The 21,666-nt window shown below is 68.0% G+C and carries 18 protein-coding genes; 7 read left to right on the top strand and 11 right to left on the bottom strand.

Features of this window, described 5'->3' with window-relative positions:
* Nucleotides 1-9: 9 nt before the first annotated feature.
* The 3 genes from ABZ070_RS03715 to ABZ070_RS03705 form a co-directional block, all read right to left on the bottom strand.
* A complete protein-coding gene (locus ABZ070_RS03715) occupies nt 10-1,764 on the bottom strand; it encodes a protein kinase family protein (RefSeq protein WP_356629528.1) in 1,755 nt (584 codons plus the stop codon).
* Between the two features lie 148 nt (nt 1,765-1,912).
* Nucleotides 1,913-4,060 carry a murein biosynthesis integral membrane protein MurJ gene (gene murJ, locus ABZ070_RS03710; protein WP_356629526.1) on the bottom strand — a complete coding sequence of 716 codons (2,148 nt, stop codon included), beginning with the start codon at nt 4,058-4,060 and terminating at the stop codon, nt 1,913-1,915.
* 45 nt (nt 4,061-4,105) lie between these two features.
* The gene (locus tag ABZ070_RS03705; protein WP_356629524.1) at nt 4,106-6,469 is read right to left on the bottom strand and encodes a DUF6049 family protein; all 2,364 of its coding nucleotides are present in this window, start codon (nt 6,467-6,469) and stop codon (nt 4,106-4,108) included.
* A 180-nt stretch (nt 6,470-6,649) separates the two neighbouring features.
* Between ABZ070_RS03705 and ABZ070_RS03700 the strand changes: the two genes are divergently transcribed.
* On the top strand, nt 6,650-8,116 hold the full coding sequence (locus ABZ070_RS03700; RefSeq protein ID WP_356629522.1) for a CCA tRNA nucleotidyltransferase: 1,467 nt from the start codon (nt 6,650-6,652) through the stop codon (nt 8,114-8,116).
* Nucleotides 8,117-8,209: 93 nt separating this feature from the next.
* Here the strand turns inward: ABZ070_RS03700 and ABZ070_RS03695 are convergent, their stop codons facing one another.
* The 5 genes from ABZ070_RS03695 to ABZ070_RS03675 form a co-directional block, all read right to left on the bottom strand.
* Nucleotides 8,210-8,749, bottom strand: a complete 540-nt coding sequence (locus ABZ070_RS03695; RefSeq protein WP_356629520.1) for a hypothetical protein — start codon at nt 8,747-8,749, stop codon at nt 8,210-8,212.
* A gap of 47 nt (nt 8,750-8,796) precedes the next feature.
* Nucleotides 8,797-10,065: an MFS transporter gene (locus tag ABZ070_RS03690; RefSeq protein ID WP_356629518.1), complete on the bottom strand. Its 1,269-nt coding sequence runs from the start codon at nt 10,063-10,065 to the stop codon at nt 8,797-8,799.
* A gap of 78 nt (nt 10,066-10,143) precedes the next feature.
* Complete coding sequence (locus tag ABZ070_RS03685) at nt 10,144-11,226, bottom strand: inositol-3-phosphate synthase (RefSeq protein ID WP_356629516.1); 1,083 nt, start codon at nt 11,224-11,226, stop codon at nt 10,144-10,146.
* Nucleotides 11,227-11,285: 59 nt separating this feature from the next.
* Nucleotides 11,286-12,002 (bottom strand): PadR family transcriptional regulator, encoded by a 717-nt coding sequence (locus tag ABZ070_RS03680; RefSeq protein WP_356629514.1) that lies wholly within the window; start codon nt 12,000-12,002, stop codon nt 11,286-11,288.
* A gap of 479 nt (nt 12,003-12,481) precedes the next feature.
* Nucleotides 12,482-12,658 (bottom strand): hypothetical protein, encoded by a 177-nt coding sequence (locus ABZ070_RS03675; RefSeq protein WP_356629625.1) that lies wholly within the window; start codon nt 12,656-12,658, stop codon nt 12,482-12,484.
* Nucleotides 12,659-12,682: 24 nt separating this feature from the next.
* Here ABZ070_RS03675 and ABZ070_RS03670 point away from each other — a divergent pair, with 24 nt between their 5' ends.
* Together ABZ070_RS03670 and ABZ070_RS03665 are read left to right on the top strand one after the other, a co-directional pair.
* Nucleotides 12,683-15,085 carry a transglycosylase domain-containing protein gene (locus tag ABZ070_RS03670; protein WP_356629619.1) on the top strand — a complete coding sequence of 801 codons (2,403 nt, stop codon included), beginning with the start codon at nt 12,683-12,685 and terminating at the stop codon, nt 15,083-15,085.
* 120 nt (nt 15,086-15,205) lie between these two features.
* The gene (locus tag ABZ070_RS03665) at nt 15,206-16,756 is read left to right on the top strand and encodes a glycosyltransferase 87 family protein (protein ID WP_356629512.1); all 1,551 of its coding nucleotides are present in this window, start codon (nt 15,206-15,208) and stop codon (nt 16,754-16,756) included.
* 124 nt (nt 16,757-16,880) lie between these two features.
* On the opposite strand, the gene ABZ070_RS03660 is transcribed toward ABZ070_RS03665, so the two are convergent.
* The 3 genes from ABZ070_RS03660 to ABZ070_RS03650 all read right to left on the bottom strand — a co-directional run bounded on the left by ABZ070_RS03660 (nt 16,881) and on the right by ABZ070_RS03650 (nt 19,579).
* Nucleotides 16,881-17,912 carry an alanine racemase gene (locus ABZ070_RS03660; RefSeq protein WP_356629510.1) on the bottom strand — a complete coding sequence of 344 codons (1,032 nt, stop codon included), beginning with the start codon at nt 17,910-17,912 and terminating at the stop codon, nt 16,881-16,883.
* A gap of 73 nt (nt 17,913-17,985) precedes the next feature.
* Nucleotides 17,986-19,104 carry a peptidoglycan bridge formation glycyltransferase FemA/FemB family protein gene (locus tag ABZ070_RS03655; protein ID WP_356629508.1) on the bottom strand — a complete coding sequence of 373 codons (1,119 nt, stop codon included), beginning with the start codon at nt 19,102-19,104 and terminating at the stop codon, nt 17,986-17,988.
* 160 nt (nt 19,105-19,264) lie between these two features.
* Nucleotides 19,265-19,579, bottom strand: coding sequence for a hypothetical protein (locus tag ABZ070_RS03650; protein ID WP_356629506.1), 315 nt, complete (start codon nt 19,577-19,579; stop codon nt 19,265-19,267).
* A gap of 270 nt (nt 19,580-19,849) precedes the next feature.
* Between ABZ070_RS03650 and rpsF the strand changes: the two genes are divergently transcribed.
* From rpsF to rplI, 4 genes are all read left to right on the top strand, one after another.
* Complete coding sequence (gene rpsF / locus ABZ070_RS03645) at nt 19,850-20,140, top strand: 30S ribosomal protein S6 (RefSeq protein ID WP_093655579.1); 291 nt, start codon at nt 19,850-19,852, stop codon at nt 20,138-20,140.
* Nucleotides 20,141-20,213: 73 nt separating this feature from the next.
* Nucleotides 20,214-20,795: a single-stranded DNA-binding protein gene (locus ABZ070_RS03640; protein WP_356629504.1), complete on the top strand. Its 582-nt coding sequence runs from the start codon at nt 20,214-20,216 to the stop codon at nt 20,793-20,795.
* Nucleotides 20,796-20,838: 43 nt separating this feature from the next.
* Nucleotides 20,839-21,075 (top strand): 30S ribosomal protein S18, encoded by a 237-nt coding sequence (gene rpsR / locus ABZ070_RS03635; protein ID WP_005315025.1) that lies wholly within the window; start codon nt 20,839-20,841, stop codon nt 21,073-21,075.
* An 18-nt stretch (nt 21,076-21,093) separates the two neighbouring features.
* Nucleotides 21,094-21,540, top strand: a complete 447-nt coding sequence (gene rplI / locus ABZ070_RS03630) for a 50S ribosomal protein L9 (protein ID WP_328398840.1) — start codon at nt 21,094-21,096, stop codon at nt 21,538-21,540.
* Nucleotides 21,541-21,666: the final 126 nt, after the last annotated feature.

Here is a 21,666-nt window from a genome sequence, read left to right as displayed (position 1 = left end):
TGCCTCGGGTCAGCCGGTGAACGCGACGTCCGTGATCCCCTGCTTGTAGCCAGGGTCGCTGAACTTGTCCTGGGGCGCGTAGGGCATCGCGGTCATCCAGAGGAGCACGTACCGGCTCCTGGCCTGCTCCTCGGCGGTCATCTTCAGGGTCGATCCGCTGGTCCGCCCTGTTGCGATCTTCTTCATGGAGCCGACCGGGCCGGACGGCGACAGCGAATCAACGGCGTAAAGGGTGATGGTGGTGTGGTCTCCGCCGTAGCGCAACGCTATGGACGCGCCGGAGACGTCCTTGTCGGAACCGAGGTCGTAGACGATGCCCACACCCTGCTTCACCGACGGCACCAAGTCGGGTCCGTCGTAGAAGCTCCTGCTCCGCCAGTACGTGGTGCTGTCACGGTCGTAGGTGGCCCCGACGTTGTTCGCGTTCTGCGGCGAACCGTCCGGTGCGTACTCCTGCGCGGCCCGAACGGCGAGGGGCACCGGTGACTTGGGGCTGTCGTCGCCGCCGTTCGTGGTGCTGGTCTCCGAGGTCTTCGGTTCCTTGTTCCCCTTGCGGTTGTCCAGCAGCTTGTCGGCCACCTGCCAGCTGCCGAGCCCCAGGGCCGCGATGAGCAGTGCCGAAACGGCCCACTTCAGCGCCTTGCCGGTACGGGTCTGCAAGGGCGGCGGAGGCGTCGGCGTCGGCTGGGTGACGTTCACACCCGGCCTCGGCGCGGGCCGGCCGTAGCTGCCCTGCTGGTAGGTGGTCCGCTGGTACTCGGGAGGGGCGGTGAAGGCCGGCTCCGGCGGACGGATGCGCGGCATCGCCGCGACGGCCTTGGCCAGTTCGTCGGGCGTCGTACACGGCGGCTCCTGACGCGAGGCGGTGGCACCGTCGTTGACCAGCGCCCTCATGGCCAGCTCCGACAGGCCTCGGTGCACACCGGCCCGCACCTGGTCGGGAGCGACCAGACCGACTCCCTTGGGCAGCCCGGACAGGCCGTACGCGTCGCTCTCGTACGGCCAGCGCTGGGTGAGCGCCGCGTACAGGAGGGCACCGATCGCCTCGGTGTCGGTGCGCTGCGGGCCGTCGACGGAGATACCGCGCAGGGCCGCGTTCACCGCCAGCCCGCGAATCCGGTACTGCCCTGTAGACGTGCGCAGGACTGCGCCGGGGGTGAGCCGGAGGTGGGCGAGACCCTCTCTGTGGGCGGCTGCCATCGCCTGCGAGATTTGGTCGACGAGTTGGTAGGCGTCGTGCGGTTCGAAGGGGCCGGAGGCGAGGAGAGCCGTCAGCTCGACGGCGTCCGGAAGCCACTCGTGCACGACATAGACGAGGTCGTTCTCCTCGACGGCGTCCAGGACTTGCACGAACCGCGGGTCACCGAGAAGCGCCGACGACCGGGCGGCCGACAGCACTGACCGTGCTCGCGGATGGTCAGCGGGCAGGATGTGCACGCCGACGGCGCGCCGCAGTTTCTCGTCGACCGCACGCCAACTGCTGAAACCGTCCAGACGGGTGACGCACTCCTCGAGTCGATAGCGTCTGGCGAGCTTGTGGCCACTGTGGAGTTCGGGCGTCGAGAAGGACGGCTCGCCGCCCTGCCGTTTGCTGTCCGTGTCCGGTGCGGCCTTGTCAGCCGTGCCCCGGGAGTCCGCTGTGCGGGATTCTGCCGTCTCGGATTCCGCCGCCCCGTCGGTCGTGGCCTCGCCCGCCTTCGCGGTCAGCGGTTCGTCCCCGCCGTTGTCGGCCACGTCGACGGCAGCCGTGCTACGTTCCGCCACCGTCGTTCCTGCCTCCCCATCCGTTGCGCCATGTCCAACAGCCATGCCAATTGTGCCCACAGTCCGACGCTATGCACGACACGCGGCGTCCGACGATGGTTGTGCGGGGCGTGCCCGCCGATCTCCGTGAGCGCCGTTTCTGCCGGCACTAGCGACCGAGTCGGCCGCGGACCATGCCGACCATGGCGTTGAGCTCCGCGATACGCATTCGCTTCGCGGCGACGAAGAAGATACCGAGCAGCACGACGCCGCCTGCCACCAGTGCCACGAGCGAGCCGCCCGCACCGCTGCCGAGGCCCTGGAGAACGCCGTAGGCCACGGCGCCACCGGCGACCGCGGCGGGTACGGAGGCCATGGAGAGCCGGGCGTAGGTGCGCATGACGTGAGCGCCGTCCAGATCGCCGCCCAGGCGGTTCTTGAGCCTCCGCCACGCGACACCGACCCCCACGGCGTAGGCGAGCCCGTAGGAGGCTCCCATGCCCACGACCGCCCACTGGGCCGGAAGCAGCAGATAACACAGAGCGGACGCACCCGCGTTGACGAGGGCCACGATGACCGTGTTGTAGAAGGGGGTCCGGGTGTCCTCGTAGGCGTAGAAGCCGCGCAGCACCACGTACTGAACCGAGTAGGGGATCAGGCCGAGGCCGAAGGCCATCAGGATGAAGCCCATGCCCTGGGCCGCTTCGAGACCCGTGGACGCGAACAGCAGCGTCGACATCGGGACACCGAGCGCGAGGAACGCGAACGAGACCGGCACGATCGCGACCGCCGAGTTGCGAAGGCCCTGCGAGATGTCGTCGCGTACGGCGCCGGGGTCGTTGTCGTGGGCGGCGCGGGAGATCCGGGGCAGCAGCGCTGCCATGACGGAGACGGTGATGATGGCCTGTGGCATGCCCCAGATCAACTGGGCGTTGGTGTAGGCGATGAAACCTGCACCCTGCCGGCCGGAAGCCTCTCCCGCTGCCGTCGCGAGCTGGGTGACGACCAGCACGCCCGCCTGGTTCGCGAGGACGAAGAGGACGGTCCACTTGGCCAGCTTCACGGTCTTGCCGAGTCCGTGGCCCTTCCAGTCGAACCGGGGGCGGAAGCGGAAGCCGGCCTCGCGCAGGTACGGGATCATGGCCAGAGCCTGGACGACAAGCCCGAGCAGCGTTCCGATGCCGAGCAGCCGCACGCCCTCCGGCGGAATCGTCTGCACACCCATCTGCGATTCGGCGGAAGTGCCGTACACCCAGATGAAGAGCCCGAAGGTGGTGATCATGACGATGTTGTTCAGGACCGGGGTCCACATCATCGCCCCGAACCGGCCACGGGCATTGAGGATCTGCCCCATCACCACGTGGATGCCCATGAAGAAGATCGTGGGCAGGCAGTAGCGGGCGAACGTGACGGCGACGCTGTTGGCCGCCTGGTCGCTCGCGATCGTGTCCGACATGAGCCGGATCAGCAACGGCGCCGCGAAGACGGCGATGGCGACGATGGCGCCGAGGGCCACCATCACCAGGGTGAGCAGCCGGTTGGCGTAGGCCTCGCCGCCGTCCTCGTCGTTCTTCATCGCGCGAACCAGCTGCGGGACGAAGACGGAGTTGAGTCCACCGCCGACGGTCAGGATGTAGATCATCGTCGGCAGGGTGTACGCGACGGTGAAGGTGTCACCGAGAAGCGCGGCGCCGAGAGCAGCGGTGATCACCAGGCTGCGTACAAAACCGGTGAGGCGGGAGACCAGGGTCCCCGCCGCCATCACGGCACTGGACTTCAGCAGACTCGTGGCTCTTCCTGCCGGTTTCTTGGGGGCGGGCGCGGGCGTCGGTGTCGGCTCGGGGGCAGCCGGGGGCGTCGAGGACTGCTGGTCCCGGAAAAGGTGGGCGAAGGCGTCGGGTTCCTGCTTCTGCTCGCCGGCCCGGGTGATCAGGTCGTCGACGCCGGTGAACTCCGTGGTCCTGGCGTCGTCGCCGTACGGGAGACGCCGGGACGGGCCGTCGGGCTCGGGCGGGGGAGTCTGGGCCCAGACACGGGGGTCGGGGGCGTACTGCGGTGCCGCGGGCTGCTGGTAGAGCGGCCGCGGCTCGGGGTCGGTCCCCGGAGGCGGCGGGGGGTGCGCGGAGCGGTCGTAGCGTGCCTCGTTCACCGGGTCCTGGGCCGCCAGGTCCTGGTCGTGGAAGGGATCAGGGGCGTAGGCGTCCCGGACGTAGGGATCCTGCGCATACGGGTCGGACGGGCGCTGCTGTGGCGGATAGGAGCCTGCGGGGTCTGCGCCCGCGCCCTGACCGCGGTCACCGTCATACGGCGCGTTCATGCCTACCCCACCTCATCGTCCCCGGCCGACCGGCCACGACATCGCTCAACGGTCCACTTTCTCACCAGCGCCGGACGGGTTGTCGCTTTCGGGTCCGGTGTCAGAGGCGAGGTCACTCGGCTGCTCTGGATCCGAGTCGCCGCTGTCACCCTCTGTGTTTTGCGGTGCGCTTTCCGCTGTGTCTTCCGAGCTGTTCTCGACCGCGTCGTCCACCCCGGCCGCCGCTGCGCGCTTGCGCTGGGTGTACATCCTGACGCCTGCGAGGACGAGCAGGAGCACACCGCCGGCGAGGACGAGCATCACGGTCGGGGTGATCTCGGAGACCTTCACCGTGAAGTCCATCGGCGGGCCGTAGAGCTTGCCGTCCTGCGTGTAGAGCTGCGCGGTCATCTGGACCTGACCGTTGGCGTTGGCGGCGGCGGGAAACTTCACCGACTGGCTGTGGCCACCCTCGACCTTGATCGGTTGCTCGGCCATGCCCTTGCCGCCATCGAGACGGAGGCGGTTGGGATTGTTCGACCTCAGCCGCAGCACCAGGTCGTCGACGCCTTGGACCAGCTGGTTCTGCACCGTGACCGGAATGGTCGCGCTGCGTCCGGACAGGGTGACGGCCGACTTCTGGATCAGCTGGACCTCTTCGGTGAGGCTCTGCAGATACGACTGGACCTCGGTGCGGTACTGCTGCGCTGCCGTCGGATTGCCGCGCCACGATGTCGACAGCTCACGGTCGATCGCCCTGCCGAAGGGGGTCTCGACCCGGTCGGCGAGCGTGAGGATGACCGTGAACTTGTCGAGGGTGCCCTGAGTGGTCCTGATGTCCTCGAAGGTCTGCACCGGCAGTTCCTGCTTGCGCAGCGCTGCCGGGTACTGGGAGGCGCCGGGCACCTTCGTATTGGCCTCGGCGTCCGGCTTGGCCGCCGCCGCGGCCACCAGATCCAGCGGCTCTGTCCAGCGCTCGGTCTCCAGGGCCCGCAGGGCGCGGGCCATGGACTGCGCCTGGGCGATCGTGGGCCTGCGCTGCGGGGCGACGACGATGCTCCGCTGTTTCTCCGGCTCCTGAAGTGTCAGAGCCTGCGTCTGGGCGAGGAACTTCTGCACCGCGGCCGTGGACTCGCCGGCGTCGGTCATGTCGCCCTCGAAGGCGGTGGACAACCGGGCGTCGGCAACGACGGCCGTCGTGCCGCCGCCGATCGGACGGGCCGCGGTCGGCGTGTAGGAGAGGTTGTCCTGGAGGCTGTCGCTCCGGGCGATCACTTTATGCGCTCCGGCCGAGGTGGCCACGTCGACGATCGAGGAGTCGATCGCGCCGTCCACCGGCCAGGCGAAGTCGACGGACGGCTTCACGTGGAGAATCGTCTCCACCGTGATCTCCGCCACCTCCGTCGCCGGCTGCAGATGGCTGAGCGAGCCGGAGACGGACTTGCCCTTGTGGGCCAGCGAAGCGAGATCAGGATCCGCGAAGGGAAGCGCGACGACCTTGCGGCCCTGCACCGCCGCCTCGACCGAGTTCAACCATCGCTCGGCCAGGGCCTGGTTCTTGCCGGCGACCGTGGAGTCGCCGCTCTTGACCCGATAGCCGCCCTTCATGGCGTCGACCGTGGCCAGGAGGTCCGGATCGATGACCCAGGTGACGGGCAGTTCCTTGCCGAGGGACACCATCTGGTCGAGGCGTCCGCCCGGGGCGAGCTCGGCGGCCAGGGCCTCGTCCTCGAAGACCGGCGTCTGCTGCTCGTCCGAACCCGTCTCGGACGTGAGGTGGGTCGAGGAGATGAGCGGCCATAGATACGTGAGGCGAGTCTTCTTCTCCGCCTCCTCCGGCTGCCAGGGCAGGAAGGTCCGCTCGATCCCCAGCACCTGGTCCCACTGCTGGTTGGCGGTTCGCCCCGTCAGGGACACCCCGAGCTGACGGACACCGGCGTCGACGCCCAGATCGAGCTCGTCGGCCGGCACCGAGAGCGTGAAGTCGTGGCTGACGCCCGTGGCGAGCTTCGGCAGCTTGACGCTGAACTTGTCGTCGATTGCCGGGGCGTCGACCCCGTACAGGTAGCCGGTTCGCTCCGCGGCCCGGTCGAGGGCGCTCCGGCCGGGCTGCTGCGGCCCCACTCGGAGATCGACATGCGCGTCGGTGATCGTCTGCTTGCCCTTGTTGACCACCGTCCCGGAGACCGTGATCGTGTCTTTCTTCCCGGGTGCTTCCGGAGTCAGCGTGTCGAGAGACACATCCACGGTCCGGGATCCGGAAGCCTCCTCAGCGGCGTGCGCCGCCGGGGCAGCCTGCGCCGAGGGCGCTGCGGGACCGCACAGCAGCCCGGCCACGAGTGGGGCGCCGGTGAGCAGGGAGGCTGTGCGACGCAGCCACCGGCGCGCAGGAGAAGTACGCATCCCCTGGAAGTCTGCCGCCTCGGCCACGCGCCCGTCCGTCCCTCGTCGTCTGGTGCCATTAATGGTTCTCCGGCTCTTGCGTCCACGCATGGTAACGAGGCGCGCTGTGTCGAAGTGCCGCGGAGTGCCCCACAAGATCGGCAGGACTTCCGGGGCAGCCGGAAACGGGGACGCTCCGGTCGGCCCGGGCACGTACCCTTTTCTGTTGTGCCGAAAGCCAATGAAGACAACCCCACTGCCCTGAGCCAGGTGCAACGCCGAGCGGTGAGCGAACTGCTGCGGGTGTCGCCCGTCGCCGACGACCTGGCGCGCCGTTTTCGCGAGGCCGGTTTCAGTCTCGCCCTTGTCGGGGGCTCGGTCCGCGATGCGTTGCTCGGTCGGCTCGGCAACGACCTCGACTTTACGACGGATGCCCGGCCCGAGGATGTGCTGAAGATCGTCCGCCCGTGGGCGGATTCGGTGTGGGACGTCGGTATCGCCTTCGGCACGGTCGGTGCGCAGAAGGACGGCCGCGTCGGCGACACGGTCCAGCGCTTCCAGATCGAGGTGACGACGTACCGCTCGGAGGCGTACGACAGGACCTCGCGCAAGCCGGAGGTGTCCTACGGCGACTCGATCGAGGAAGACCTGGTCCGACGCGACTTCACGGTGAACGCGATGGCCGTGGCGCTGCCGGAGAAGGAGTTCATCGACCCGCACGGCGGTCTCGAGGATCTCTCGGCACGGGTGCTGCGGACGCCGGGGACTCCGGAGGAGTCCTTCTCCGACGACCCGCTCCGCATGATGCGGGCTGCCCGCTTCGCCGCGCAGCTCGACTTCGAGGTGGCACCCGACGTGGTCTCCGCCATGAAGGCCATGGCGGAGCGGATCGACATCGTCTCGGCCGAACGGGTGCGTGACGAGCTGAACAAGCTGATCACCGGGGCGCACCCCCGTAAGGGGCTCGCGCTGCTCGTCGACTCCGGCCTTGCCGCGCACGTACTGCCCGAGCTGCCGGCCCTGCGGCTGGAGAGTGATGAGCACCACCGGCACAAGGATGTCTACGAGCACTCGCTGACCGTGCTGGAGCAGGCCATCGATCTCGAGGAGGAGGGGCCCGACCTCGTGCTGCGGCTGGCCGCGCTGCTCCATGACATCGGCAAGCCCCGCACTCGGCGCTTCGAGGAGGACGGCCGGGTCTCCTTCCACCATCACGAGGTGGTGGGCGCGAAGATGACCAAGAAGCGCATGGCGGCGCTGAAGTACTCGAACGAGATGGTCAAGGACGTCGCGCGGCTGGTGGAGCTTCATCTGCGGTTCCACGGATACGGGACCGGCGAGTGGACCGACTCCGCGGTGCGGCGGTATGTGCGCGACGCCGGCCCGCTCCTGAACCGACTGCACAAGCTGACGCGCTCGGACTGCACCACCCGCAACAAGCGCAAGGCAGGCGCCCTGTCGCGGGCCTATGACGGTCTTGAGGGCCGCATCGCGCAGCTCCAGGAACAGGAAGAGCTGGATGCGATCAGGCCGGACCTGAACGGCAACCAGATTCAGGAGATCCTGGGAATCGGTCCCGGTCCGGTGATCGGCAAGGCCTATGCGTTCCTCTTGGAGCTGCGCCTGGAGAACGGGCCGATGGAGCACGACGAGGCAGTGGCTGCGCTCAAGGAGTGGTGGGCCATCCAGGGCTGAGAGAGAAACGGTGCGATGTTTCACGTGAAACATCGCACCGTCTTCATGATCGAGGGCGATGTTTCACGTGAAACATCGCCCTCGCTGCATCCGCTACTTCTTCATCTCGTTCAGGCAGAGCACGAACGACTTGCCGGAACTCCGCCGGCCACCGCTGGTCTGCTCGAAGTAGCCGATGTCGGCCTTGCCCTCGCAGATCGTCCGGTCCGTCGTGTCGCCGTGCACGGAGACCACCTTGTACGCAGCCTCGGCGCCACCGCAGTCGACGACCTCAAGATCGGGGTTGATCTCGTTCCCGCTGTTCTTCATGCAGTCGCCGGCCTTCGCGGTGTCGGCGTCATCGCGGCCCATGAACCAGAACACGGCGAAGGCGATGACGGCCAGGACGCCCACGACTATCTGGAACTTGGTCTTGAGGCCGAGGCCCCGACGCTCGGGCGCCGGGGGCGGCGGCGGAGGCGCGCCCCACTGCTGCTGCTGGGGTGCCTGAGGCTGCTGCGGGTAGCCATAACCCGGCCCGGGCTGCTGCGGCTGCTGCTGCTGGGGATACCCGTAACCCGGCTGGGGCTGCTGCTGACCGTACGGGCCGGGCTGCCCGTAGGGGCCCGGTCCCTGCTGCGGCGGATAGGTCATGTGGGGGTCCCCCTGTGAACGTGCGATCGATGTTTGACGCGCGCACGCTATAGCAATCGGCCGACATGACTCCAACGCGCCAGTGTGACGGCAACTGTCGCGTAGATCACGGCGACCACGAGAACCAGCGGAACCGATCGCCCGTCAGGAGGCAGCATCAGCGCGGCGATTGCCGCCGCACCGACGAAGGCGACGTTGAACAGGACGTCGTAGAGGGAGAAGACCCTGCCTCGGAAGGCGTCGTCCACGGAGCTTTGCACCACGGTGTCGGTCGCGATCTTCGCGCCCTGTGTGATCAGACCGAGAACGAATGCCGCCACGAGCATCGGCCCCGGGGCGAACGGGAGTGCCAGGGCGGGTTCGAGGACTGCGGCGGCTGTCGCGCAGGCCACTATCCACCCGAAGCGGCCGAGTCTTCCGGTCGCCCACGGGGACACCACGGCCGCGGCGAAGAAGCCCGCACCGGATGCGGCGACCGCCAGGCCGAGCAGAGCGAGCCCCTCCGATTCTTCGTCGGCCCATGCGTACCGGCAGAGCATGAGCACCATCACGGTCAACGCGCCGTAGCAGAAGCGCAGCAGGGTCATCGCGCCCAGCGCGTGGCCTGCCGCCGGACGCCGGCGGAGATGCCCCAGTCCGTCCAGCAGCCCTCGCGCAGTCGAAGCGATCGCGGTGCCCAGGCGTGGTTGGACCTCGGCCGGGTCGGGCCCGAGCAGTTCACGCCCGATGCGCAGTGACGCGAGGGCCGAGCAGAGGTAGAGCGCTGCGCCGAGCAGCACCACCGCGGCGTCGGAGTCCGAGGCGACGAGGCGCATCAGGAAGGCGAGACCACCGCCCGCGGTAGCGGCCAGCGTCCCCGCGGTCGGTGAGAGGGAATTGGCCATGACGAGGCGGTCGGGGTCCACGACGCGCGGCAGCGCCGCCGAGAGGCCTGCCAACACGAATCGGTTGACAGCGGTGACGGACAGCGCCGAGGCGTAGAAGAGCCAGTCGGGGACGGAGGCGACGATCAGCACGGCTGTGCAGCAGGCGAGGAGCGCCCGCAACAGGTTCCCGTAGAGGAACACCTGGCGACGTGGCCAGCGGTCCAGCAGAACTCCGGCGAAGGGTCCGACGAAGGAGTACGGCAGGAGCAGGACGGCCATGGCGGAGGCGATCGCGGCCGGAGAGGTCTGCTTCTCGGGGGAGAAGACCACGTAGGTGGCGAGGGCGACCTGGTAGACACCGTCGGCCGACTGGGACAGCAACCGCACGGTCAGGAGCCGACGGAAGTCGGTCAGGCGCAGGAGTACGCGCAGATCACGTACGACAGGCATGCGAGCAAGGGTCACACACGCGGAGGGTCCCCGGGTGTACGACCCGGGGACCCTCCGCGTTGGGGCAGAACGAAGCGCTTAGCGCTCGACCTCGCCCTGGATGAACTTCTCGACGTTCAGACGTGCCTCGTCGTCGAAGTACTGAACCGGCGGGGACTTCATGAAGTACGAGGACGCGGAGAGGATCGGGCCACCGATACCGCGGTCCTTGGCGATCTTCGCGGCGCGCACGGCGTCGATGATGACGCCCGCCGAGTTCGGGGAGTCCCAGACCTCGAGCTTGTACTCGAGGTTCAGCGGGACGTCACCGAAGGCGCGGCCCTCGAGGCGCACGTACGCCCACTTGCGGTCGTCCAGCCAGGCGACGTAGTCCGACGGGCCGATGTGGACGTTCTTCTCGCCCATCTCGCGGTCGGGAATCTGCGAAGTGACGGCCTGCGTCTTCGAGATCTTCTTGGACTCCAGACGCTCACGCTCGAGCATGTTCTTGAAGTCCATGTTGCCGCCGACGTTCAGCTGCATCGTGCGGTCCAGGATGACGCCCCGGTCCTCGAAGAGCTTCGCCATGACGCGGTGCGTGATGGTGGCGCCGACCTGGGACTTGATGTCGTCGCCGACGATCGGGACACCGGCCTCGGTGAACTTGTCCGCCCACTCCTTGGTGCCGGCGATGAAGACCGGAAGGGCGTTGACGAACGCGACCTTGGCGTCGATGGCGCACTGCGCGTAGTACTTCGCAGCGTCCTCGGAACCGACGGGCAGGTAGCAGACCAGGACGTCGACCTGCTTGTCCTTGAGGGTCTGGACGATGTCGACCGGGGCCTCGGCGGACTCCTCGATGGTCTGGCGGTAGTACTTGCCCAGGCCGTCGAGCGTGTGGCCACGCTGAACGGTGACGCCGGTGGTCGGCACGTCGCAGATCTTGATGGTGTTGTTCTCGCTGGCGCCGATGGCGTCCGAGAGGTCGAGGCCGACCTTCTTGGCGTCCACGTCGAAGGCGGCCACGAACTCCACGTCACGGACGTGGTAGTCGCCGAACTGGACGTGCATCAGACCCGGCACCTTGCCGGCCGGGTCGGCGTCCTTGTAGTACTCGACGCCCTGCACCAGCGAGGCGGCGCAGTTGCCCACGCCGACGATGGCTACGCGAACCGAACCCATTCCGGTTGCTCCCTGTGTGATCTCGGTATTCCGGATGAAACCCTGCGGATCGCAGGGCTTCACTTGGCGGTGTCGTCGGACGGATCCGGCGGGGTGGAGCCCTCGGGAGGTGTCCCTCCGGAGGACTCGGCACCCTGGTGCCGGGGCAGGCCGCCCGTCGCTCCAGATGTGTAGTCCTGCTGAGCGGTGCCTTCTGGGGAGGGTCGTCGCTGATCCCGCCCTGCCCGCTCGCTCTCGATGAGCTCGTTCAGCCAGCGCACTTCGCGCTCCACGGACTCCATACCGTGGCGCTGGAGCTCGAGGGTGTAGTCGTCGAGGCGCTCACGGGTGCGGGCCAAGGAGGCGCGCATCTTGTCGAGGCGCTCTTCCAGCCGGCTGCGACGGCCCTCCAGCACCCGCATCCGCACATCGCGCTCCGTCTGACCGAAGAAGGCGAAGCGAGCGGCGAAATGCTCGTCCTCCCACGTGTCGGGGCCGGTGTGCGAGAGCAGCTCCTCGAAGTGCTCCTTACCTTCTGCCGTCAGCCGGTAGACGATCTTGGCGCGTCGACCGGCGAGTGAGGCGGCGAGGGCGTCCTCGGGGGCGCTTCCCGGTTCCTCGATCAACCAGCCGTTGGCGACCAGCGTCTTGAGGCAGGGGTAAAGGGTCCCGTAGCTGAAGGCCCGGAAGATCCCGAGCGACGTATTGAGCCGCTTACGCAGCTCGTAACCGTGCATCGGGGCTTCACGGAGCAGACCGAGGACGGCGAACTCGAGGATGCCGGAGCGTCTGCTCACAGTCGCCTCCCTCGCCGGTCCCGGTCATTTATGCCGTGCTGATGTATCGACTCGATACATCAGCACGATAGGGCCGTGTGCCTGCTGCGACAAGAGGGGGCATGGTGAACGGCGTCACATCGTCAATTCGTGGGGAGTGAGTTGCCTGATATGGGGTGAACTTCAGGGCTAGGCGGGTTTTGGCCGTGCGTAGTCTGTGCGGATGCAGACCAGCGGGAACCATGTGACGCCCCCAGGCGTCATCGCCGTGGATGCACAGCGGATGAGCCCTTCGCAGAGCTCGTCCGTATCCATTTCGGGGGGACCGGAACACAACTGCCGCTTCCAGGCGTCTCGCCTGCCCGAGGAGTAGTCGTTCGATGAGCGAGCACCGTCGCAAACCGCCGCAGTCCCAGGGTGGCGGGCGTGCCGCGGCCAGACGCGCAGCCCAGCAGCCTTCGGGTCGCCGGGGCGTCCAGCCCCGCGGCACCACATCAGCCTCACTTTCCGCCTCCTATGGCGAGGAGCGCCCCTACGGGGGCCGCGCCGAGGCCCGGCGCGCCGCACAACGAGGTGGTGGCGGCCGTCGGCGTATGGACGAGGCAGGAGCCGGCCACGGAGGCCGCGGCGGCGGTCGCCGCGGTGGCGGCGGAGGGCACGACGGACCCGGAGGACATGGTGGTCCGCCGCGGAAGAAGCGGCTGATCGACTACCCGCGCCACGACAAGTACGGGTGGCGTCGCTGGGTGCCGTCCTGGAAGCTCGTGACCGGTCTGTTCCTCGGCTTCCTCGCCAGCCTGATGACGGCCGGGACCATCGCCTACGCCATGGTCGCGATCCCCAACCCGGCCGAAGCGGCCAAGGCGCAGAACAACGTCTACTACTGGGACGACGGCTCGCAGATGGTCGCCACCGGTGGCGAGGTCAACCGGCAGATCATCGGCATCGAGAAGATCCCGGCACACATGCAGAACGCCGTGATCTCCGCGGAGAACAAGACGTTCCGCAAGGACTCGGGCATCGACCCGATGGGTATCGGCCGCGCCGTGTTCAACATGGCCCTGGGCGAGGAGACACAGGGTGGCTCCACGATCACCCAGCAGTATGTGAAGAACGCGCGCTTGGACAACCAGGACCAGACGCTCGAGCGCAAGTTCCAAGAGCTGTTCATCTCCATGAAGATCGACTCGAAGATGGAAAAGTCCGAGATCATGGAGGGGTATCTCAACACCTCGTACTACGGCCGCGGCGCGTACGGCATCCAGGCCGCCGCCCGTACGTACTTCGACAAGGACGCAGCCCAGCTGGACGCGAGCCAGAGCGCGTTCCTTGCCGCGCTCCTCAAGGGCGCGACCTACTACGACCCGGCGGGCGCCACCTCCATCGATGCGGCGGCGACTCCCGAGGCCAACAGGGAGCGGGCCTACAAGCGCTGGTCCTGGATCCTCGACGAGATGGTCAAGGACGGCCACCTCGACGCCGCGGAGCGCCAGAAGTACACCGAGCTCCCCCAGCTCGAGAAGCCCCGCAAGAACGCCCAGCTGAGCGGTCAGATCGGCTACCTGGTGGACCTGGCCAAGGCCAACTTCGTCAACAGCAACGATCAGGGCATCACCGCCGACGACCTCACCCAGGGCGGCTACGAGATCCACACGACCTTCGACAAGAAGAAGGTCCAGCAGCTCGAGAAGGCCGTCATCAAGGTCCGCAAGGAGAACATCGACCCGAAGAAGCGGCCCGACACGGACACCCACGTCCAGTTCGGTGGCGCCTCGGTCGAGCCCGAGACCGGCAAGATCGTCGCGATCTACGGCGGTGAGGACGCGACGAAGCACTTCACCAACAACGCCGACGCGACCGGTGCGCAGGTCGGCTCCACGTTCAAGCCGTTCGTCCTTGCCGCGGCCATGCGTGACGGCGTCCGCGACCCCGAGCTCGGACCTGACCAAGGATCCGACACCCGCACGATCGTCGACCCGAACAAGAGCCGCTACAGCGGCAAGAACAAGCTCAAGATCAAGAACTACGACGGCTCCGTCTGGCACAACGAGGAAGGGAAGGAGTGGCTCCAGACCAACGACGGTCAGGAGAGCTACGGCAACATCAGCCTCCGCGAAGCCATGATCCACTCAGCCAACTCGCCCTATGTGCAGCTCGGCATGGACATCGGCATCCAGACGGTCAGGGAAGCGGCGATCGACGCCGGTCTGCTCGAGTCCAGCCTGACCAAGTCGAACGTGCCCTCGTTCTCGCTCGGTATCTCCGAGCCCAGCGCCATCCGCATGGCAGGGTCCTACGGAACCTTCGCCGCCGGGGGCGAGCAGCGTGACCCGTACTCGGTCAAGCTGGTGAAGCACGAGGGCGAGACGGTCTACGAGCACGTGGACGAGGCCGAGCAGAAGTTCAGCAAGGCCGTGGCCAGCAATGTGACCGACGTGCTCAGGGATGTCGTCGACGACCCGGAGGGCACCGGCAGGAAGGCCCGGCTCCCCGGCCGCCAGGTGGCCGGCAAGACCGGTACGACCGACGGCAACAAGTCGGCCTGGTTCGTCGGTTACACGCCGCAGCTGTCGACGGCGATCGACATGTACCGCCTCAACGACGACGAGAAGGCCAAGAAGCGCGAGTTCCTGGAGATGTACGGCACCGGTGACCGGGACACGATCCACGGCTCGTCGTTCCCGTCCCAGATCTGGCAGGACTACATGTCGGACGCGCTCGAGAACGCGGAGATCATCAAGTTCCCCGAGCCGGAGCCCATCGAAGGCGAGGCCGTGTGGGGCGGCGGCGCGGTCAGCCCGAGCCCGACGCCGAGCAGCTCCCCGTCCGAGTCGCCGTCCTCGAGCCCGTCCCAGTCGCCGTCCCCGAGCCCGTCCACCAGCCCCGGACCCTCGCAGTCCTGCAACCCGTGGGAGGACTGGACCTGCGGCGTCGACGGCGGGGCCGACGGCGGCAACGACCAGGGCGGGGGCAACGGCGGCCCGACGCCCAGTCCGACGACGTCACCGGGCACCGACGGCGGAGCCGACAGCGGCGGAGGCAACGGCAACGGCGGGAACGGCAACGGCGGCGGGATCTTCGGAGGCTCCGACGGCGACAGCTGACGACGACCGCCCCGTAACGACGAGGGCCGCCGCACCCGGGAAGCCACAGGACCTGTGCCTGTCCCCCCGGGTGCGGCGGCCCTCGCCGTGTCCACCGCCCCGTACGGCAGGATGTGCACCATGCCCAGCGCAGAAGAGACGAGCGTGCACGAGGACCGCCCACGGGCCCTCCCCGCGCGACCTGACGGCCCCGATGTGCGGCCCACACGGCGTGACCGGATCGCAGCGGCCGGCAGCGAGCTGATCGGCGGCCCCGCCGGCCGCTGGGCCGCGCGCGGCGACGACAACTGGTTCACGCCCGTGCGTGTGGTGGTGCTCGTCACCATCGGCGTGTTCGCGCTCGGCATGGTGCAGAAGCTGCCCTGCTACAACTGGGCCTGGTTCAGGGGCACGAGCTCGCAGTACACCCATGCCTGCTACTCGGACATCCCCCATCTCTTCGTGGGGCGAGGCTTCTCCGAAGGTCTGATCCCGTACTTCGACCGGCTCCCCGGCGACATGGAGTACCTCGAATACCCCGTACTGACGGGCGTGTTCATGCAGTTCGCCGCCTGGATCGGCGGGATCGCCGGCGGCTCCGGCCAGCAACAGCAGCAGATGTACTGGATGATCAACGCAGGCCTGCTGATGATCTGCGCCGCCGTCATCGCCGTCTGCGTCGCCCGTACCCACCGCCGGCGCCCCTGGGACGGTCTCCTCGTGGCCCTGGCGCCCGCGTTCGCTCTCACGGCCACCATCAACTGGGATCTGCTCGCCGTGGCGCTGACCGCGGCGGCAATGCTGATGTGGTCACGTGGGCGGGTTCTGGCCTTCGGCATCCTGATCGGGCTGGCGACGGCCGCCAAGCTCTACCCCGTGCTGCTGCTCGGCCCGCTCCTGGTCCTGTGCTGGCGGGCGGGCAAATGGCGGGAGTTCGCCACGGCGATGCTGGGCGCGGCGGCCGCCTGGCTCGCGGTCAATCTGCCGGTCATGCTGCTCGCACCCGAGGGGTGGAAGAAGTTCTACACCTTCAGCCAGGAGCGCCAGATCGACTTCGGATCGTTCTGGCTGATCATCACCCAGCGCACCGGCGAGCCGATCGACGTCGAGAAGGTCAACACCTACGCCACCCTGCTGATGATCCTGGCCTGCGCCGGCATCGCCCTGCTCATTCTCAGGGCACCCCGTCGGCCCCGGTTCGCGCAGGTGGCGTTCCTGGTCGTGGCCGCGTTCATCCTCACCAACAAGGTCTACTCGCCGCAGTACGTGCTGTGGCTGATCCCGCTGGCCGCTCTCGCCCGGCCGCGCTGGCGTGACTTCCTGGTGTGGCAGGCGTGCGAGGTCATGTACTACCTGGGCATCTGGATGTACCTGGCGTACACGACCAGCCCCAAGCACCAGGGGCTGCCGCCCGAGGGCTACCAGGTGGCCATCGCACTGCATCTGCTCGGGACGCTGTATCTCTGCGCGGTGATCGTGCGGGACATCCTCATGCCGGAACGCGACGGCGTACGCCAGGACGGTTCCGACGACCCGGCGGGTGGTGTGCTCGACGGTGCCTCGGACGTGTTCGTGCTGGGTCCGGCGGCCCACCCGCCGCGCCATGCCGCGCACGCTGTTGAGGGGCCACGGGTCGAGTGGGGCACCCGGGCGGGGAGCGGCCCGGGGGCGGGTCCGCAGCCGTCGGCCTGAGCCCTGGCCGCCGTGCCCGGCAGGGCCGGAGGACTGCCAGGGGTGGCCGGCCGGCTCGGCCCCAGGGTCCTTCGACCGGATCAGGCCCGCTCTGTGATCCGGGGCCTGATCCGAACGAGAGGCCCTAGCGGTCGACCAGCCGGTCGAACTGCGTCGTCGTGTGACGCAGATGCGCCACCAGCTCGTCCCCGACCTTCGGCTCCTGGGCGTCGGCGGGTACGAAGAGGATCGAGACCTGCATGTGGGGCGGCTCGGCGAACCAGCGCTGCTTGCCCGCCCACACGAACGGCGACAGGTTCCGGTTGACCGTCGCCAGACCCGCCCGCGCCACACCCTTGGCGCGGGGCATGACGCCGTGCAGGGCTTTCGGCGCCTCCAGACCCACGCCGTGTGACGTACCGCCGGCCACGACGACCAGCCAGCCGTCGGAGGCGGCCTTCTGCTGGCGGTAGCCGAAACGATCCCCCTTGGCGACCCGGGTGACGTCCAGCACGGCGCCCCGGTACTCCGTCGCGTCGTGGTCGCCGAGCCACAGCCGTGTGCCGATGCGGGCCCGGAAACGGGTCTGCGGGAACTGCTGCTGCAGCCGCGCCTGTTCCTGGGCGCGCAGATGGCTCACGAACATCGTGTGCAGCGGCAGCCTGGCGGCGCGCAGCCGGTCCATCCAGCCGATGACCTCCTCGACCGCGTCGGAGCCGTCCGTACGGTCCAGCGGAAGGTGCAGGGCGAAGCCTTCCAGCCGCACGTCCTCGATGGCCGCGTGCAAATGGCCGAGGTCCTGCTCCGAGATGCCGTGGCGCTTCATCGAGCTCATGCACTCGATGACGACCCTCGCCCCCACCAGCGCGTGCACCCCGTCCACGGACGAGACGGAGCGCACCACGCGGTCCGGCAGCGGCACCGGCTCCTCACCGCGCCGGAACGGGGTGAGCACCAGCAGATCGCCGCCGAACCAGTCCTTGATCCGAGCGGCCTCGTAGGTGGTGCCCACGGCCAGCATGTCCGCACCGAAACGTGTGGCCTCCTCCGACAGCCGCTCGTGGCCGAAGCCGTATCCGTTGCCCTTGCAGACCGGGACGAGACCGGGGAACTGGTCGATCACCGACTTCTGGTGCGCCCGCCAGCGAGCGGTGTCGACGTAGAGGGAGAGCGCCATGGCCGGCCCGGAACCTTTCTGGTGGCTGCGGTGTGTCAGAGGTGTACGAGACTACGGAGTCGTCCGGGCGTCGTCAGCGACGGGACATGTAGATGTCCAGCGCCTTGTGGAGCAACTTGTTGAGTGGGAAGTCCCACTCGCCGACGTACTCGACGGCTTCGCCGCCGGTGCCGACCTTGAACTGGATCAGACCGAAGAGGTGGTCCGTCTCGTCGAGTGAGTCGCTGATGCCCCGCAGGTCGTAGACCGTCGCGCCCATGGCGTAGGCGTCGCGCAGCATCCGCCACTGCATCGCGTTCGAGGGACGGACCTCGCGCCCGATGTTGTCCGACGCGCCGTAGGAGTACCAGACGTGGCCGCCGACGACGAGCATCGTCGCCGCGGAGAGGTTCACCCCGTTGTGCCGGGCGAAGTACAGGCGCATGCGGTTGGGGTCCTCGCTGTTGAGCACCGTCCACATCCGCTGGAAGTACGAGAGCGGGCGCGGCCGGAAGCGGTCCCGCTCGGCCGTGATCTCGTACAGCCGCTGCCATTCGGCCAGGTCCTCGTAGCGGCCCTGCACGACCTCGACGCCGGCCTTCTCGGCCTTCTTGATGTTGCGGCGCCACAGCTGGTTGAAGCCCTTGAGGACGTCGTCGAGCGACCGGTTGGCGAGCGGGACCTGGTAGACGTACCGGGGCTGGACGTCACCGAAGCCGGCGCCGCCGTCCTCGCCCTGCTGCCAGCCCATCTTCCGCAGCCGGTCCGCCACTTCGAAGGCGCGCGGTTCGATGTGCGTCGCCTCCACGTCGCGCAGGCGCTTCACGTCCGGGTCCTGGATGCCGGCCTTGATCGCGGAGGCGTTCCAGCGGCGGATGACGACCGGCGGGCCCATCTTCACGGAGAAGGCGCCCTGGTTCTTGAGGTGCGCCAGCATCGGCTGCAGCCAGTCGTCGAGGTTCGGGGCGTACCAGTTGATCACCGGGCCCTCGGGCATGTACGCCAGGTACCGCTTGATCTTGGGGAGCTGGCGGTAGAGGACCAGGCCCACGCCGACGAGCTCACCGCTCTTGTCGAACCAGCCCAGGTTCTCCGAGCGCCACTCCGTCTTCACATCCGCCCACGCCGGAACCTGGCAGTGACTGGCCGAGGGCAGGGTCTGGATGTACGCCAGATGCTGCTCACGGCTGATGGTCCTCAGGGTCAGGCTCATGCGGGGCGCTCCTCGGCAGGTGTGTCCCCATGGGTACAGGGGCTCCGGCTCTCGCGCCGAAGCCTACTGGTCCAAGGAAGGGCCCCGAATGGCTGTGCGCAGGAGCGGGCCCCCCATCGGCCCGCTCCCGCTCCCGCTCCTGTCGTGGGCCGGGGTGGTTTCAGCCCAGGACTCCGCCGAAGAGGCCGCCGTGGGCCATCCCCAGGTAGAAGCCGACCGCGGATGCGCCCAAGCCGATGATCAGCAGGAATCGCTCGCGTGTCGTCGCCGAGATGAACTGTCCGTACGCGCCTGTGGCGATCCCGATGAGCCCGGCCCACGAACTCAGCAGATGCAGGCTGTGGAACATCGCCGTGATGAACGCGAGAGCGCCCATGACCAGCGTCACCGCCATCAGGATGTCCTGAAGGGGATGAGGCTTGCCGTCCGTGGCGAGCAGAGAGGCGGAGGAAGGACGTCGCATTGCCTGTGCCATGAGGCACCTCCTGGCTTTGCCGGAAGGCGGCGCATCGTAGCGCCGCGCACACCCGATGTGTACAGATTGAGGCCATCGGGCACCGGATTTCAACCGGAAGCCTGGGTGCAGGTACTCTGTACGGTCTGCACCGGTGTCTGCCCTGGCCAGGACGCGATCTCCACTCGACGAGGGGGATTGTCAGTGGCGGCGGATACCGTTGCTCACGCATCACGACCCTCCTGCCACGGAACGACCGTGGCCGCTGAGTCCAAAGGAGGTGGGTTCCACATGCGTCACTACGAGGTGATGGTCATCCTCGACCCCGATCTCGAGGAGCGTTCTGTCTCCCCGCTGATCGAGAACTTCCTCTCCGTCGTCCGTGAGGGCAACGGAAAGGTCGAGAAGGTCGACACCTGGGGCCGTCGTCGTCTCGCTTACGAGATCAAGAAGAAGCCCGAGGGCATCTACTCGGTCATCGACCTGCAGGCCGAGCCTGCGGTCGTCAAGGAGCTCGACCGCCAGATGAACCTGAACGAGTCGGTCCTCCGGACCAAGGTCCTCCGTCCCGAGACCCACTGAGCGTCTAGCTCAGAGGTCATCGGGTTCGAGTAGCAGCAAGCAGCCAGAAGCAATCCCGCCGAGAGGTTCACCCATGGCAGGCGAGACCGTCATCACGGTCGTCGGCAATCTCGTCGACGACCCCGAGCTGCGCTTCACCCCGTCCGGTGCGGCGGTCGCGAAGTTCCGCGTCGCGTCCACTCCCCGTACCTTCGACCGTCAGACCAATGAGTGGAAGGACGGCGAAAGCCTCTTCCTCACCTGCTCGGTCTGGCGTCAGGCGGCGGAGAACGTCGCCGAGTCGCTCCAGCGCGGCATGCGTGTCGTCGTACAGGGCCGGCTCAAGCAGCGGTCCTACGAGGACCGCGAGGGCGTCAAGCGCACGGTCTACGAACTGGACGTCGAGGAAGTCGGCCCCAGCCTCAAGAACGCCACGGCTAAGGTCACCAAGACCACCGGTCGCGGCGGCCAGGGTGGCTACGGCGGCGGCCAGCAGGGCGGCGGCAACTGGGGCGGCGGCCCCGGTGGTGGTCAGCAGCAGGGCGGCGGCGGTGCACCCGCCGACGACCCCTGGGCCACCAGCGCCCCGGCCGGCGGCGGCCAGCAGGGTGGGGGCAGCTGGGGCGGAAGCTCCGGCGGTTCCGGCGGCGGCTACTCGGACGAGCCTCCCTTCTAGGGACAGCTCGTTACCCACTTCTTGATCACACAGGAGAAACACCATGGCGAAGCCGCCTGTGCGCAAGCCTAAGAAGAAGGTCTGCGCGTTCTGCAAGGACAAGACCGCTTACGTGGACTACAAGGACACGAACATGCTGCGGAAGTTCATTTCCGACCGCGGCAAGATCCGTGCCCGCCGCGTCACCGGCAACTGCACGCAGCACCAGCGTGACGTCGCCACGGCCGTGAAGAACAGCCGTGAGATGGCGCTGCTGCCCTACACGTCCACCGCGCGATAAGGGAAGGGTGACCGAAACATGAAGATCATCCTCACCCACGAGGTCTCTGGCCTCGGTGCTGCCGGCGACGTCGTGGACGTCAAGGACGGCTACGCTCGCAACTACCTGGTCCCGCGCGGTTTTGCGATCCGCTGGACCAAGGGTGGCGAGAAGGACGTGGCGCAGATCCGCCGCGCCCGCAAGATCCACGAGATCGCGACCATCGAGCAGGCCAACTCCGTCAAGGGCCAGCTCGAGGCCGTCAAGGTGCGTCTGGCTGTTCGCTCCGGCGACGCCGGCCGCCTCTTCGGCTCCGTCACCCCGGCCGACATCGCCTCGGCGATCAAGGCTGCCGGTGGCCCGGAGGTCGACAAGCGCCGCGTTGAGCTCGGTTCGCCGATCAAGACCCTGGGCTCGCACCAGGTGTCCGTGCGTCTGCACCCCGAGGTCGCCGCACAGCTCGGTGTCGAGGTCGTCGCCGCCTAAGCGGTGCGCTTGACAGAGCAGTTGAGAAGGGCCTGTCCGAGGACGCCGATGATCAGCGCGGAAAGACCGATCACGATACAGCCGTTGGCCTCGGGCCGCTCCGGATAGAGGATCAACCGCACGCCG

The sequence above is a fragment of the Streptomyces sp. NPDC006283 genome (genome assembly GCF_040613325.1).
Taxonomy (GTDB): Bacteria; Actinomycetota; Actinomycetes; order Streptomycetales; family Streptomycetaceae; genus Streptomyces.
The sequence above is the reverse complement of the archived record's forward strand: the minus strand, read 5'-3'. Positions and strand labels throughout refer to the sequence as shown.